This is a genomic window from Chitinophaga rhizophila, assembly GCF_019492185.1.
In the GTDB taxonomy this organism is placed as follows: domain Bacteria; phylum Bacteroidota; class Bacteroidia; order Chitinophagales; family Chitinophagaceae; genus Chitinophaga; species Chitinophaga rhizophila.
This window is the reverse complement of the sequence record NZ_JAICCF010000007.1, coordinates 24,386-42,694: the sequence shown is the minus strand read 5'-3', so window position 1 is coordinate 42,694 and position 18,309 is coordinate 24,386. Positions and strand designations below refer to the sequence as shown.

Here is an 18,309-nt window from a genome sequence, read left to right as displayed (position 1 = left end):
ACATTGACAAAAGGAACAGTAGTATTGAATCCGGACGGTACGTATACCTATACCCCTGTCCGCGACTTTTATGGCCTTGATAGCATCCAGTATGCGGTGTGTGATCCTTCGGGCGCTTGTGACACAGGTATAGTAGTAGTGGAATTGCTGCCGGTAAATGATAGACCAGTAGCGCAGGATGATCAGTTCTCGGTGGATGAGGATGGTAGTCTGACGGTAGCGCCTCCAGGCGTCCTACGCAATGATACTGACGTGGACGGAGATCCGTTGGGTGTAACGGTGTTGACAAACCCTGCACGAGGCACAGTTGTTCTGAATCGTGATGGTAGTTTCACATACACGCCTGCACCTAACTATAATGGTCCGGACAGTCTGCTGTATAGCGTGTGTGATCCTTCCGGAGCCTGCGATACGGGTGTTGTAAGGTTTACAGTAACGCCTGTAGCAGATCCACCAATAGCAGCAAACGACAGTTATACAACAGATGAAGATACACCGCTGACAGTAGCAGCGCCGGGAGTGCTGGCTAATGATAGAGATCCGGATGGCGCTCCGCTGATAGCTAGTCTGGAGACTGTTCCGGCTAATGGTACTGTTACAATGAATGCGGATGGCAGCTTTACTTATACGCCAAACGCGAACTTCAATGGAACAGACAGATTTACGTACCAGGTATGTGATACGTTGGGCACTACGCAATGTGCAAGTGGCACAGTAACTATTAATGTATTACCGGTGAATGATGCGCCTGTAGGCCAGACAGATATCTATGTGTTTAAGGAGGACAGCACAATAGTTGTGGGAGCACCTGGCGTACTGGCCAACGATATCAATATTGATGGGGACCAGTTATCAGCAAGTATTGTTACTACCGCATTACATGGTCAGCTGTTGTTGAATCAGAATGGCGGCTTCACCTATACACCAAATAGGGATTACAATGGCAGGGATAGTGCAGTTTATAATGTTTGTGATCCATTTGGCGCGTGTGATACAGCGAAGATCCTGTTTATCATTAATCCGGTGAATGACCGTCCGGTAGCAGTTGACGATCAGTTTACGAGAAGCGAAGACACAGTAATTACCTTTACAGCGCAGGTAGCGTTGATTAATGACTATGATCCGGATGGAGATGCGTTACAGGGACGTCCTATTGGTACTCCGTTACATGGTTCTTACACAACTAATCCGGACGGAACGTATACTTACAGACCTGATCTCAACTTCAACGGTCTGGACAGTGTGCAATATGAGGTGTGCGATCCGTATGGCGCATGCGACACCGGTTATATCAGATTGACTATTACACCTGTGAACGATGCCCCTGTAGCATTGCCGGATGCTTATCAGACGGACGAGGATATTGTGCTGAGTGTGCCGGCACCAGGTTTGATGGCAAATGACAGTGATGTGGATGGAGATCCTTTATCTATTGCGATACAGGTACCGGCAGCACATGGCCGTGTGACCCTGAACAGTGAAAATTCATTTATTTACGTACCAGATCCTGGCTATAATGGTATTGACACCTTTATATACAGGGCTTGTGATCCGGCAGGCTTATGCGATACTGCACTTGTCACAATTACGGTGAACAGTGTCAATGACAGGCCGATAGCATTGAATAATGTCTATGCGTTACCAGAGGATAGTTTGATGACGGGTAATGTATTGGATAACGATACAGATCCTGACGGGGATCCGCTGGTAGCTACATTGATCTCTACTACGACCAATGGTGCGCTGGTATTTAATGCCAACGGCACGTTCACATATACACCAAATCCGGGCTATAATGGTCCGGACGGCGCTGTTTACACTGCCTGTGATCCTTCGGGCGCTTGTGATACAGCATTGTTGTCGTTTATTGTCACACCGGTGAATGACGCACCGGTTGCGGTGGATGACAATGTGATAGTAACGGAAGATGTGCCGGGCACGGGTAATGTGCTTACAAATGACACTGATCCGGAAGGGGATGGGTTGACAGCAAGCCTGGTAACTGCTCCTGTAAATGGCACAGTGGTATTAAATGCAGATGGTAGCTTTACCTATACACCGAATGCGAATTATAATGGTTTGGATAGCCTGGTGTACCGGGTATGTGATAATGGTGTACCAAGCCTTTGCGATAGTGCGATAGTAAGATTCACTGTTGAGGCAGTGAATGACGCGCCAGTAGCTGTGGATGACAACATCACAGTAACTGAAGATGTACCGGCCACCGGAAATGTCCTGACTAATGACACAGATGTAGAGGGTAATACGCTCACCGCGTCTTTGGTAACAGCTCCTGCAAATGGTATAGTGGTACTAAACGCAGATGGTAGCTTCACCTATACGCCAAATGCGAACTACAATGGCCTGGATAGTCTGGTATACCAGGTATGTGATAACGGAACACCGAGCCTTTGCGATAGTGCGATAGTAAGATTCACTGTTGAGGCAGTGAATGACGCGCCAGTAGCTGTGGATGACAACATCACAGTAACTGAAGATGTACCAGCGACCGGTAATGTCCTGACTAATGACACAGATGTAGAGGGTAATACGCTCACCGCGTCTCTGGTAACCGCTCCTGTAAATGGTACGGTAGTACTTAACGCAGATGGTAGCTTTACCTATACGCCGAATGCGAACTACAACGGACTTGATAGTCTGGTCTACCAAGTATGTGATAACGGCACACCAAGCCTGTGTGACAGTGCGGTAGTAAGATTTACTGTAGAGGCAGTGAATGATGCACCAATAGCAGTAGATGACGATATCACAGTAACCGAAGATGTACCTGCGACTGGCAATGTCCTGACTAATGACACTGATGTAGAAGGCAACACACTCACCGCGTCTCTGGTAGCCGCCCCTGCAAACGGAACTGTCGTACTCAATGCAGATGGCAGCTTTACTTATACGCCGAATGCAAACTATAACGGCCTGGATAGTCTGGTCTACCAAGTATGTGATAATGGTACACCAAGCCTTTGTGACAGTGCAGTGGTAAGGTTTACTGTTGAGGCAGTGAATGATGCACCAGTAGCTGTGGATGATAATATCACAGTTACTGAGGATGTACCAGCGACCGGCAATGTCCTGACTAACGACACAGATGTAGAAGGTAATACGCTTACCGCGTCTCTAGTGACAGCCCCTGCAAATGGCACAGTAATACTGAACGCAGATGGCAGCTTTACCTATACGCCAAATGCGAACTATAATGGTTTGGATAGTCTGGTATACCAAGTATGTGATAACGGTACACCAAGCCTTTGCGATAGTGCGGTAGTAAGATTTACTGTCAATGCCGTAAATGACGCACCAGTAGCAGTAGATGACAGTATTACTGTCACTGAAGATGTACCAGCGACCGGCAATGTCCTGACCAATGACACAGATGTAGATGGTAATACGCTTACCGCGTCTCTGGTAACTGCCCCTGTAAATGGTACAGTAGTACTAAATGCAGATGGCAGCTTCACCTATACGCCAAATGCGAACTATAATGGTTTGGATAGTCTGGTATACCAAGTATGTGATAACGGTACACCAAGCCTTTGTGACAGTGCAGTGGTAAGGTTTACTGTAGAGGCAGTGAATGATGCACCAATAGCTGTAGATGACAATATCACAGTAACAGAAGATGTACCAGCGACCGGCAATGTCCTGACTAACGACACTGACCCAGAAGGCGATGGTCTCACTGTTAGTCTGGTAACTGCTCCTGTAAATGGTACAGTGGTACTAAATGCAGATGGCAGCTTCACGTATACGCCGAATGCAAACTATAATGGCCTGGATAGTCTGGTATACCAAGTATGTGATAACGGCACACCAAGCCTTTGTGACAGTGCGGTGGTGAGATTCACTGTAAATGCCGTAAATGATGCGCCAGTAGCTGTGGATGACAACCTCACAGTAACTGAAGATGTACCAGCTAACGGCAATGCCCTGACTAACGACACTGATGTAGAAAATAACACACTCACCGCGTCTCTAGTGACAGCCCCTGCAAATGGTACAGTAGTACTCAACGCGGATGGCAGCTTCACTTATACGCCGAATGCAAACTATAACGGCCTGGATAGCCTGGTATACCAGGTATGTGATAACGGAACACCAAGCCTTTGCGATAGTGCGGTGGTAAGGTTCACCATAAATGCCGTAAATGACGCACCAGCAGCTGTAGATGACAATATCACAGTAACTGAAGATGTACCAGCCACCGGCAATGTCCTGACTAACGACACCGACCCAGAAGGCGACGGCCTTACTGCTAGTCTGGTAACTGCTCCTGCAAACGGAACTGTCGTACTCAATGCAGATGGTAGCTTCACTTACACGCCAAATGAGAACTACAACGGTCTGGATAGCCTGGTATACCAAGTATGTGATAATGGCACCCCAAGCCTTTGCGATAGTGCTGTTGTAAGATTCACTATAAATGCCGTAAATGATGCGCCAGTAGCTGTGGATGACAATATCACAGTAACTGAAGATGTACCAGCGATCGGCAATGTCCTGACTAACGACACTGATGTAGAAAATAACACACTGACCGCGTCTCTGGTAACTGCCCCTGCAAATGGTACAATAGTACTTAACGCAGATGGTAGCTTTACTTATACGCCAAATGCAAACTATAACGGCCTGGATAGCCTGGTATACCAAGTATGTGACAATGGCACTCCGAGTCTTTGTGATAGTGCGGTGGTAAGATTTACTGTAAATGCCGTAAATGATGCACCAGTAGCTGTAGATGATAATATCACAGTAACTGAGGATGTTCCAGCCACCGGCAATGTCCTGACTAACGACACTGATGTAGAGGGTAATACGCTCACCGCGTCTATAGTGACAGCCCCTGCAAACGGTACAGTAATACTTAATGCAGATGGCAGCTTCACCTATACGCCAAATGCAAATTACAATGGCCTGGATAGTCTGGTATACCAAGTATGTGATAACGGTACACCAAGCCTTTGTGATAGTGCGGTAGTAAGATTTACTGTAAATGCCGTAAATGATGCTCCAGTAGCTGTGGATGACAATGTCACAGTAACCGAAGATGTACCAGCGATCGGCAATGTCCTGACTAATGACACCGATCCAGAAGGAGATGGTCTGTCCGCGTCTCTGGTAACTGCTCCTGCAAACGGTACAGTAGTACTTAACGCAGACGGTAGCTTCACCTACACACCAAATGCGAACTATAACGGCCTGGATAGTCTGGTATACCAAGTATGTGATAATGGTACACCAAGCTTGTGTGATAGTGCAGTGGTAAGATTTACTGTAGAGGCAGTAAATGATGGGCCAGTAGCAGTAGATGACAATATCACAGTAACGGAAGATGTACCAGCCACCGGCAATGTCCTGACTAATGACACTGATGTAGAGGGTAACATACTCACCGCGTCTCTGGTAACTGCCCCTGCAAACGGTACAGTAGTACTTAACGCAGATGGTAGCTTCACTTACACACCAAATGCAAACTACAATGGTCTGGACAGCCTGGTATACCAAGTATGTGATAACGGTACACCAAGCCTGTGTGATAGTGCGGTAGTAAGATTTACTGTAAATGCCGTAAATGATGCACCAGTAGCTGTGGATGATAATATCACAGTAACGGAAGATGTACCAGCTACCGGAAATGTCCTGACTAACGACACTGACCCAGAAGGCGATGGCCTTACTGCTAGTCTTGTAACAGCTCCTGCAAATGGTACCGTAGTACTAAACGCAGATGGCAGCTTCACTTATACGCCGAATGCGAACTATAATGGCCTAGATAGCCTGGTATACCAAGTATGTGATAATGGCACACCAAGCCTTTGCGATAGTGCGATAGTAAGGTTTACTATAAATGCCGTAAATGACGCACCAGTAGCTGTAGATGACGATATCACAGTAACCGAAGATGTACCTGCGACTGGCAATGTCCTGACTAATGACACTGATGTAGAAAATAACACACTCACCGCGTCTCTAGTGACAGCTCCTGCAAATGGTACCGTAGTACTAAACGCAGATGGCAGCTTCACCTATACGCCAAATGCGAACTATAATGGTTTGGATAGCCTGGTATACCAGCTATGTGATAATGGCACACCAAGCCTTTGCGATAGTGCGGTAGTAAGGTTTACTGTAGAGGCAGTGAATGATGCGCCAGTAGCTGTGGATGACAATATCACAGTAACGGAAGATGTACCAGCGACCGGCAATGTCCTGACTAATGACACTGATGTAGAGGGTAACATACTCACCGCGTCTCTGGTAACTGCCCCTGCAAACGGTACAGTAGTACTTAACGCAGATGGTAGCTTCACTTACACACCAAATGCAAACTACAATGGTCTGGACAGCCTGGTATACCAAGTATGTGATAACGGTACACCAAGCCTGTGTGATAGTGCGGTAGTAAGATTTACTGTAAATGCCGTAAATGATGCACCAGTAGCTGTGGATGATAATATCACAGTAACGGAAGATGTACCAGCTACCGGCAATGTCCTGACTAACGACACAGATGTAGAAGGCAACACACTCACCGCGTCTCTGGTAACCGCTCCTGCAAATGGCACTGTAATACTCAATGCAGATGGCAGCTTCACCTATACGCCAAATGCGAACTACAATGGCTTGGATAGTCTTGTATATCAAGTATGTGACAATGGCACACCAAGCCTTTGTGATAGTGCAGTGGTAAGATTTAATGTAGCGGCAGTAAATGATGCACCAGTAGCTGTAGATGACAATATCACAGTAACTGAAGATGTACCAGCGACCGGCAATGTCCTGACTAATGACTCAGATGTAGAAGGCAACACACTCACCGCGTCTCTGGTAACCGCTCCTACAAATGGTACTGTAGTACTCAATGCAGATGGTAGCTTTACCTATACACCAAATGCGAACTATAATGGCCTGGATAGCCTGGTATACCAAGTATGTGACAATGGCACACCAAGCCTTTGTGACAGTGCAGTGGTAAGGTTTACTGTAAATGCTGTAAATGATGCGCCCGTAGCAGTGGATGACAATGTCACAGTAACTGAGGATGTACCAGCGACCGGCAATGTCCTGACTAACGACACAGATGTAGAAGGTAATACGCTCACCGCGTCTCTAGTGACAGCCCCTGCAAATGGCACAGTAGTGCTCAACGCAGATGGCAGCTTCACATATACGCCAAATGCGAACTATAATGGTTTGGATAGCCTGATATACCAGGTATGTGACAATGGAACACCAAGCCTTTGCGATAGTGCAGTGGTAAGATTCACTGTAGAGGCAGTGAATGATGCACCAATAGCTGTGGATGACAATATCACAGTAACTGAAGATATACCAGCAACCGGCAATGTCCTGACTAACGACACTGATGTAGAAAATAATACACTGACCGCGTCTCTGGTAACTGCTCCTGCAAACGGTACAGTAGTACTTAATGCAGATGGTAGCTTTACTTATACGCCAAATGCGAACTATAATGGCCTGGATAGTCTGGTCTACCAAGTATGTGATAATGGTACACCAAGCCTTTGTGACAGTGCGATCTTAAGAATTACCGTGACGCCGGCTAATGATGCACCAATTGCTACTGATGACGCACTGACCGTAATTGAAGACCAAACCGGCACTGGCAACGTCCTGACTAATGACGCCGATCCAGAAGGAGATAGTCTGTCCGCAAATTTGGTAACCGCCCCTGCAAACGGTACAGTAGTACTCAACGCAGATGGTAGCTTCACCTACACGCCAAACGCGAACTACAACGGCCTGGATAGCCTGGTATATCAAGTATGTGACAATGGTACACCAAGCCTCTGTGACACAGCGATCTTAAGAATTACCGTGACGCCGGCTAATGATGCACCAATTGCTACTGATGACGCACTGACCGTAATTGAAGACCAAACCGGCACTGGCAACGTCCTGACTAATGACGCCGATCCAGAAGGAGATAGTCTGTCCGCAAATTTGGTAACCGCCCCTGCAAACGGTACAGTAGTACTCAACGCAGACGGTAGCTTCACCTACACGCCAAATGCGAACTACAATGGCTTGGATAGCCTCGTATACCAGGTATGTGATAATGGCACGCCAAGCCTTTGTGATAGTGCGGTAGTAAGATTTACTGTAAATGCCGTAAATGATGCTCCAGTAGCTGTGGATGACAACATCACAGTAACTGAAGATGTACCAGTCACCGGCAATGTCCTGACTAATGACACTGATGTAGAGGGTAATACGCTCACCGCGTCTTTGGTAACTGCCCCTGCAAACGGTACAGTAGTACTGAATGCAGATGGTAGCTTCACTTACACACCAAATGCGAACTATAATGGCCTGGATAGTCTAGTATACCAGGTATGTGATAACGGAACACCAAGCCTTTGTGACAGTGCAGTTGTAAGATTCACTGTAAATGCCGTAAATGATGCGCCAGTAGCTGTGGATGATAATATCACAGTAACTGAAGATGTACCAGCCAACGGCAATGTTCTGACTAACGATACTGATGTAGAAAATAACACACTCACCGCGTCTCTAGTGACAGCCCCTGCAAACGGTACAGTAGTACTTAATGCAGATGGTAGCTTCACTTATACGCCGAATGCGAACTATAACGGCCTGGATAGCCTGGTATACCAGGTATGTGATAACGGCACACCAAGCCTGTGTGATAGTGCGGTAGTAAGATTTACTGTAAATGCAGTAAATGATGCTCCAGTAGCTGTAGATGATAATATCACACTAACTGAAGATGTACCAGCGACCGGCAATGTCCTGACTAATGACACCGATGTAGAAGGCAATACACTCACCGCGTCTCTGGTAACTGCTCCTGTAAATGGTACAGTAGTACTGAATGCAGATGGTAGCTTCACTTATACGCCGAATGCGAACTATAATGGTCTGGATAGCCTTGTTTACCAGGTATGTGATAATGGTACACCAAGCCTTTGCGATAGTGCGGTAGTAAGGTTTACTGTAAATGCCGTAAATGATGCACCAGTAGCAGTGGATGACAATATCACAGTAACTGAAGATGTACCAGCGACCGGCAACGTTCTGACTAACGACACCGACCTAGAAGGCAATAGCCTGTCTGCAAGTTTGGTGACCGCCCCTGCAAACGGTACAGTAGTACTCAACGCAGATGGTAGCTTCACCTATACGCCAAATGCGAACTACAATGGCTTGGATAGCCTGGTATACCAAGTATGTGATAACGGAACACCAAGCCTTTGCGATAGTGCGGTGGTAAGATTCACTGTAGAGGCAGTAAATGATGCACCAGTAGCTGTCGATGACAACATCACAGTAACAGAAGATGTACCAGCGACCGGCAATGTCCTGACTAACGACACAGATGTAGAAGGCAACACACTCACCGCGTCTCTGGTAACCGCTCCTGCAAATGGCACTGTAGTACTCAATGCAGATGGCAGCTTCACTTATACGCCAAATGCGAACTACAACGGTCTGGATAGCCTGGTATACCAGGTATGTGATAACGGCACCCCAAGCCTTTGCGATAGTGCGGTAGTAAGATTTACTGTAAATGCCGTAAATGATGCACCAGTAGCTGTAGATGATAATATCACAGTTACTGAAGACGTACCAGCGACCGGCAATGTTCTGACTAACGACACTGATGTAGAGGGTAATACGCTCACCGCGTCTCTGGTAACAGCCCCTGCAAATGGTACAGTAGTACTTAACCCAGATGGCAGCTTCACGTATACGCCAAATGCGAACTATAATGGCCTGGATAGCCTGGTTTATCAAGTATGTGACAATGGTACACCAAGCCTTTGTGACAGTGCGGTAGTAAGATTTACTGTAAATGCAGTGAATGACGCACCAGTAGCAGTAGATGACGACATCACAGTAACTGAAGATGTACCAGCGACCGGCAATGTCCTGACTAACGACACTGATGTAGAAAATAACACACTGACCGCGTCTCTGGTAACTGCCCCTGCGAACGGTACAGTAGTACTTAACGCAGACGGTAGCTTCACTTACACACCAAATGCGAACTATAACGGCCTGGATAGCCTGGTATACCAGGTATGTGACAATGGTACACCAAGCCTTTGTGATAGTGCTGTAGTAAGATTTACTGTAGAGGCAGTGAATGATGTTCCAGTAGCAATAGACGACAATATCACAGTAACTGAAGATGTACCAGTGACCGGCAATGTCCTGACTAACGATACTGATGTAGAAGGTAATACGCTCACCGCGTCTCTGGTAACTGCCCCTGTAAATGGTACTGTAGTACTCAATGCAGATGGTAGCTTCACTTACACACCAAATGCGAACTACAACGGCCTGGATAGCCTCGTATATCAAGTATGTGATAACGGCACACCAAGCCTTTGTGACACAGCGATCTTAAGAATTACCGTGACGCCGGCTAATGATGCACCAATTGCTACTGATGACGCACTGACCGTAATTGAAGACCAAACCGGCACTGGCAACGTCCTGACTAATGACGCCGATCCAGAAGGAGATAGTCTGTCCGCAAATTTGGTAACCGCCCCTGCAAACGGTACAGTAGTACTCAACGCAGACGGTAGCTTCACCTACACGCCAAATGCGAACTACAACGGCCTAGATAGCCTGGTATATCAAGTATGTGATAATGGCACACCAAGCCTTTGTGACAGTGCGATCTTAAGAATCACCGTGACACCGGCTAATGACACACCAGTAGCAGTGGATGACAATATCACAGTAACTGAAGATGTACCAGCGACCGGCAATGTCCTGACCAATGACACAGATGTAGAGGGTAATACGCTCACCGCATCTCTGGTAACTGCCCCTGTAAATGGTACAGTGGTACTGAATGCAGATGGTAGCTTCACTTACACACCAAATGCGAACTATAATGGCCTGGATAGTCTGGTCTACCAAGTATGTGATAACGGAACCCCAAGCCTTTGTGACAGTGCGGTGGTGAGATTCACTGTAAATGCAGTGAATGACGCACCAGTAGCTGTAGATGACAATATCACGGTAACTGAAGATGTACCAGTCACCGGTAATGTGCTTACTAATGACACAGATGTAGAGGGTAATACGCTCACCGCGTCTCTGGTAACTGCTCCTGTAAATGGTACAGTGGTACTGAATGCAGATGGCAGCTTCACTTACACACCAAATGCGAACTATAATGGCCTGGATAGTCTGGTCTACCAAGTATGTGATAACGGAACCCCAAGCCTTTGTGACAGTGCGGTGGTGAGATTCACTGTAAATGCAGTGAATGACGCACCAGTAGCTGTAGATGACAATATCACGGTAACTGAAGATGTACCAGTCACCGGTAATGTGCTTACTAATGACACAGATGTAGAGGGTAATACGCTCACCGCGTCTCTGGTAACTGCTCCTGTAAATGGTACAGTGGTACTGAATGCAGATGGCAGCTTCACTTACACACCAAATGCGAACTATAATGGCCTGGATAGTCTGGTCTACCAAGTATGTGATAACGGCACACCAAGCCTTTGTGACAGTGCCGTGGTAAGATTTACTGTAGAGGCAGTGAATGATGCGCCAGTAGCTGTGGATGATAATGCCACAGTAACAGAAGATGTACCAGCAACCGGCAATGTCCTGACTAATGACACTGATGTAGAGGGTAATACGCTCACCGCGTCTCTGGTAACCGCCCCTGCAAACGGTACAGTAGTACTCAACGCAGACGGTAGCTTCACTTATACGCCGAACACGAACTACAATGGCCTGGATAGCCTTGTATACCAAGTATGTGACAATGGTACACCAAGCCTCTGTGACACGGCAATCTTAAGAATCACCGTGACACCGGCTAATGATGCACCAGTTGCTACAGACGACGCACTGACCGTAGTAGAAGATCAAACCGGCACCGGTAACCTCCTGACTAACGATACCGATCCAGAAGGTGATAACTTCACAGCAAGTCTCGTGACCGCACCTGCAAACGGTACAGTAGTACTTAACGCAGACGGTAGCTTCACCTACACGCCGAATGCAAACTACAACGGCCTGGATAGCCTGGTATACCGCATATGTGACAATGGTACACCAAGCCTCTGTCACACAGCGATCCTAAGAATCACCGTGACACCTGCTAACGATGCACCAATCGGAACAGACGACGTACTGACCGTAGTAGAAGATCAAACCGGCACCGGCAATGTCCTGACTAACGACACCGACCTAGAAGGCAACAGCCTGTCTGCAAGTCTGGTAACCGCCCCTGCAAACGGTACAGTAGTACTCAATGCAGACGGTAGCTTCACCTACACGCCGAATGCAAACTACAACGGCCTGGATAGCCTGGTATACCTCGTATGTGACAATGGTACACCAAGCCTCTGTGACACAGCGATCCTAAGAATCACCGTGACACCTGCTAACGATGCACCAATCGGAACAGACGACGCACTGACCGTAGTAGAAGACCAAACCGGCACCGGCAACGTCCTAACTAACGACACCGACCTAGAAGGCAATAGCCTGTCCGCAAGTCTGGTAACCGCTCCTGCAAATGGTACAGTAGTACTCAATGCAGACGGTAGCTTCACCTACACGCCGAATGCAAACTACAACGGCCTGGATAGTCTTGTATACCGCGTATGTGACAATGGAACACCAAGCCTCTGTGACACAGCGATCCTAAGAATCACTGTGACCCCGGCTAATGACGCTCCAGTTGCTACAGACGATGCACTGACTGTAATAGAAGACCAAACCGGCACCGGTAACCTCCTGACTAACGATACCGATCCAGAAGGTGATAACTTCACAGCAAGTCTCGTGACCGCCCCTGCAAACGGTACAGTAGTACTCAACGCAGACGGTAGCTTCACCTATACGCCGAACGAGAACTACAACGGCCTGGATAGCTTGGTATACCAAGTATGTGACAATGGTACACCAAGCCTCTGTGACACAGCGATCCTAAGAATCACCGTGACGCCGGCTAATGACGCTCCAGTTGCTACAGACGACGCACTGACTGTAATAGAAGACCAAACCGGCACTGGCAATGTCCTGACGAACGACACCGACCTAGAAGGCAATAACCTGTCCGCAAGTCTGGTAACCGCCCCTGGAAACGGTATAGTAGTACTCAATGCAGACGGTAGCTTCACCTACACGCCAAACGCGAACTACAACGGCCTGGATAGCCTGGTATACCGCGTATGTGACAATGGTACACCAAGCCTCTGCGATACAGCGATCTTAAGAATCACTGTGACGCCGGCTAATGATGCACCAATCGCAACAGACGACGTACTGACCGTAGTAGAAGAGCAAACCGGCACCGGCAACGTCCTGACGAACGACACCGATCCAGAAGGCAATAGCCTGTCCGCAAGTCTGATAACTGCCCCTGCAAACGGTACTGTCGTACTCAACGCAGACGGTAGCTTCACCTACACACCAAATGCGAACTACAACGGCCTGGATAGCCTGGTATATCAAGTATGTGACAATGGTACACCAAGCCTTTGTGACACAGCGATCCTAAGAGTCACTGTGACCCCGGCTAATGACGCTCCAATTGCCACAGACGATGCACTGACTGTAGTAGAAGACCAAACCGGCACCGGCAACGTTCTAACTAACGACACTGACCTAGAAGGCAACAGCCTGTCTGCAAGTCTGGTAACCGCCCCTGCAAACGGTACAGTAGTACTCAACGCAGACGGTAGCTTCACTTATACGCCGAACACGAACTACAATGGCCTGGATAGCCTTGTATACCAAGTATGTGACAATGGTACACCAAGCCTCTGTGACACAGCGATCTTAAGAATCACCGTGACGCCGGCTAATGACGCTCCAGTCGCCGCAGACGACGTACTGACTGTAGTAGAAGACCAAACCGGCACCGGCAACGTCCTGACTAACGACACCGACCCAGAAGGAGATGGCCTCACTACTAGTCTGGTGACAGCTCCTGCAAACGGTATAGTCGTACTTAACGCAGATGGTAGCTTTACCTACACGCCAAATGCGAACTACAACGGCCTGGATAGCCTGGTATATCAAGTATGTGACAATGGTATACCAAGCCTCTGTGACACAGCGATTTTAAGAATCACCGTGACGCCGGCTAATGACGCTCCAGTCGCCGCAGACGACGCACTGACCGTAATAGAAGACGAAACCGGCACCGGCAACGTTTTAACTAACGACACCGATCCGGACGGAGATGACCTCACTACTAGTCTGGTAACCGCTCCTGCAAACGGTACAGTGGTACTGAACGCAGACGGTAGCTTCACCTACACACCAAATGCAAACTATAACGGCCTGGATAGCCTTGTATACCGCGTATGTGACAATGGTACACCAAGCCTTTGTGACACAGCGATCCTAAGAATCACCGTGACACCGGCTAATGATGCACCAATTGCTACAGACGACGTACTGACCGTAGTAGAAGACCAAACCGGCACCGGCAACGTCCTGACTAACGACACCGATCCAGAAGGCAATAGCCTGTCCGCAAGTCTGGTAACTGCCCCTGCAAATGGTACTGTAATACTCAATACAGATGGTAGCTTCACCTACACGCCAAATGCGAACTACAACGGCCTGGATAGCCTTGTATACCGCGTGTGTGACAATGGTACACCAAGCCTCTGTGACACAGCGATCCTAAGAATCACAGTGACACCTGCTAATGACGCTCCAATCGCCGCAGACGACGTACTGACCGTAGTAGAAGACCAAACCGGCACCGGCAACGTCCTGACTAACGACACCGACCTAGAAGGCAATAGCCTGTCCGCAAGTCTGGTAACCGCCCCTGCAAACGGTACAGTAGTACTTAACGCAGATGGTAGCTTTACCTATACGCCGAATGCAAACTATAACGGCCTGGATAGCTTGGTATACCAAGTATGTGACAATGGTACACCAAGCCTCTGCGATACAGCGATCTTAAGAATCACTGTGACGCCGGCTAATGATGCACCAATTGCTACAGACGATGCACTGACCGTAATAGAAGACCAAACCGGCACCGGCAATGTCCTGACTAACGATATCGACCTAGAAGGCAATAGCCTGTCCGCGAGCCTGGTGACCGCCCCTGCAAACGGCACAGTAGTACTCAACGCAGATGGTAGCTTCACCTACACGCCAAACGCGAACTACAACGGCCTGGATAGTCTTGTATACCGCGTATGTGACAATGGTACACCAAGCCTTTGTGACACAGCGATCCTAAGAATCACCGTGACACCTGCTAACGATGCCCCAGTTGCTACAGATGATGCACTGACTGTAGTAGAAGACCAAACCGGCACCGGCAACGTCCTGACTAACGACACCGACCTAGAAGGCAACAGCCTGTCTGCAAGTCTGGTAACCGCCCCTGCAAACGGTACAGTAGTACTTAACGCAGACGGTAGCTTCACTTATACGCCGAACGCGAACTACAACGGCCTGGATAGCCTGGTATATCAAGTATGTGACAATGGTACACCAAGCCTTTGTGACACCGCTATCTTAAGAATCACAGTGACACCGGCTAACGATGCACCAGTTGCAACAGACGACGCACTGACTGTAGTAGAAGACCAAACCGGCACCGGCAATCTCCTGACTAACGACACCGACCTAGAAGGCAACAGCCTGTCCGCAAGTCTGGTAACCGCCCCTGCAAACGGTACAGTTGTACTCAACGCAGATGGTAGCTTCACCTACAAGCCAAATGCGAACTACAACGGCCTGGATAGTTTGGTATACCGCGTGTGTGACAATGGTACACCAAGCCTCTGCGATACAGCGATCTTAAGAATCACAGTGACACCTGCTAATGACGCTCCAATCGCCGCAGACGACGTACTGGCTGTAGTAGAAGATCAGACCGGCAACGGCAACGTCCTGACTAACGACACCGACCTAGAAGGCAATAACCTGTCCGCAAGTTTGGTAACCGCCCCTGCAAACGGTACTGTAGTACTTAACGCAGATGGTAGCTTCACCTACACGCCGAACGCGAACTACAACGGCCTGGATAGTCTGGTATACCGCGTATGTGACAATGGTACACCAAGCCTCTGTGATACAGCGATCTTGAGAATTACCGTGACTCCGGTTAACGATAAGCCAATAGCTGTACATGACGCGGTTGCCGTAACAGAAGATACACCAGCTACCGGTAACGTACTTACCAACGATACCGACCCTGACGGTGATAACCTCACAGCAAGTCTGGTAACTGCACCGGTAAATGGTACAGTCATACTGAACGCAGACGGTACCTTCACCTACACGCCAAATACAAACTATAACGGGGCCGATAGCCTGGTATACCGCATCTGTGACGATGCAATACCTCAATTGTGCGACACCGCCGTTGTAAGGTTTAATATCATTCCTGTTAATGATGCGCCAATAGCTGTAAACGACGTGATTACCGTGACCGAAGATCAGCCGGTAACTGGCAACGTCCTGACTAATGACAGCGACCCTGAAAATGATGACCTGAATGCTAGTGTTGTCCGCGGACCATCAAACGGTACCATTGTACTGAATGCTGATGGTAGCTTCACCTACACACCAGGACGTGACTTTAATGGTGCTGATACCGTAGTTTACCGGACATGTGACAACGGCTCGCCTGTTCTCTGTGATACGGCACTCATCATATTCACCGTCGTACCTGGATTGGATGCTCCAATCGCTGTGGCTGACGAACTGACCGTCGTAGAAGATACGCCTACCAGCGGCAACGCACTCGCAAATGACTTCGATCCTGACGGTGACAGACTCACCGCTACGCTGGTAACACCGCCTGTAAATGGTACAGTGGTCTTCAACGCTGACGGCACATTCATCTACACACCAAACCTCGACTACGAAGGACTCGATAGTATGGTATACCGTATCTGTGATACAGATAATCAGTGTGACACTGCCATCATAAGAATTACCGTGGTACCTGGCAATGAAGCGCCAATCGCTACAAACGACGCGGTAACCATTGACGAAGATCAGACTGCTACTGGCAACGTCCTGACCAATGACACCGATCCTGATGGTAACGCCCTGACGGCAACAGTGATAACCGGCCCTGCAAACGGAACAATTGTCCTGAACGCAGATGGCAGCTTCACCTACACGCCAGACAATAACTACAATGGTGCTGATAGTGTGATCTACCAGGTATGTGACAACAGTAATCCGTCACGTTGCGACACTGCTGTACTCATTATCACTATCGTACCGGTGAATGATCCGCCGGTGGCAAACGTTCAGATCATCAGTGTAGATCTGAATACGCCACAATCCGGTAGTGTAATACCTGCAATCAGTGATCCGGAGGGAGATGCGCTCACCATCAGTCTCATCACCGCGCCGACAAACGGGGTAATTGAACTGAAAGCTGACGGTACCTTCACCTACTCTCCGAATACAGACTTCATCGGAAGAGACAGCCTGATATACAGGGTCTGCGACAATGGTACGCCAAGTCTCTGCGATACGGGTGTTGTTATCTTTAATGTCTCCGGTCCGAATGACAGGCCTGTAATAGGTATAGCGAAAGCTGCCGCAGAACCGGTACTGGAAATCAATGGTAACTATTCTGTCACTTACACCCTGGTAATAACCAACCTTGGTAACGAAGCGCTGAACGATGTACAGGTTGAAGATAACCTCCAGAATACCTTCCCGTCGCCAGCAACCTTCCAGATCGTAGGTGATGTGATCACTTCCGGCGGCCTCAGACCAGACAACCAGTTCAATGGTAGTACAATCAGTACACTGCTGGCTGATGGTAGCACCCTGGCAATCGGAGCAAGCGACACGATCAGGTTTACTGTGAACGTAAATCCGAATAAACAGTTCGGTACATTTAACAACAGCGCAACTGTCAACGCAACATCTGCAACGACGAATACCGATGTGACTGATGTATCTACCAACGGCCTGAGTGCTGATCCGAACGGCGACGACGATCCGTCTGAAAATGACGCTACACCTGTCACACTGAATCCCACGAAGATCCGTATACCACAAGGCTTCTCGCCAAATGGTGACGGTAAAAACGACAAGTTTGTCATCGGTAACGCGGGTAACGACAGAATCAGCCTGGAAGTCTACAACCGCTGGGGTAACATCGTCTATAAAAACGCAAACTATAATAATGAGTGGGATGGCCGCTGCAACTACGGTCTGCACTTCGGAGAAAATATACCAGACGGCACTTACTATGTAATTGTCACCGTCAATGACTCCGAGCGGTTTGTTAATTATATCACAGTAATACGTTAA

General features: G+C 48.2%; 1 protein-coding gene (running past one end of the window). It reads left to right on the top strand.

Features of this window, described 5'->3' with window-relative positions; genetic code table 11:
• Window positions 1-18,309, top strand: the 3' portion of a protein-coding gene (locus tag K1Y79_RS28235; RefSeq protein ID WP_220253584.1) for an Ig-like domain-containing protein. 9,552 nt of this gene lie to the left of the window's left edge; 18,309 of the gene's 27,861 nt are visible here — the last part of the coding sequence; its start codon lies beyond the left edge, outside the window; its stop codon occupies window positions 18,307-18,309.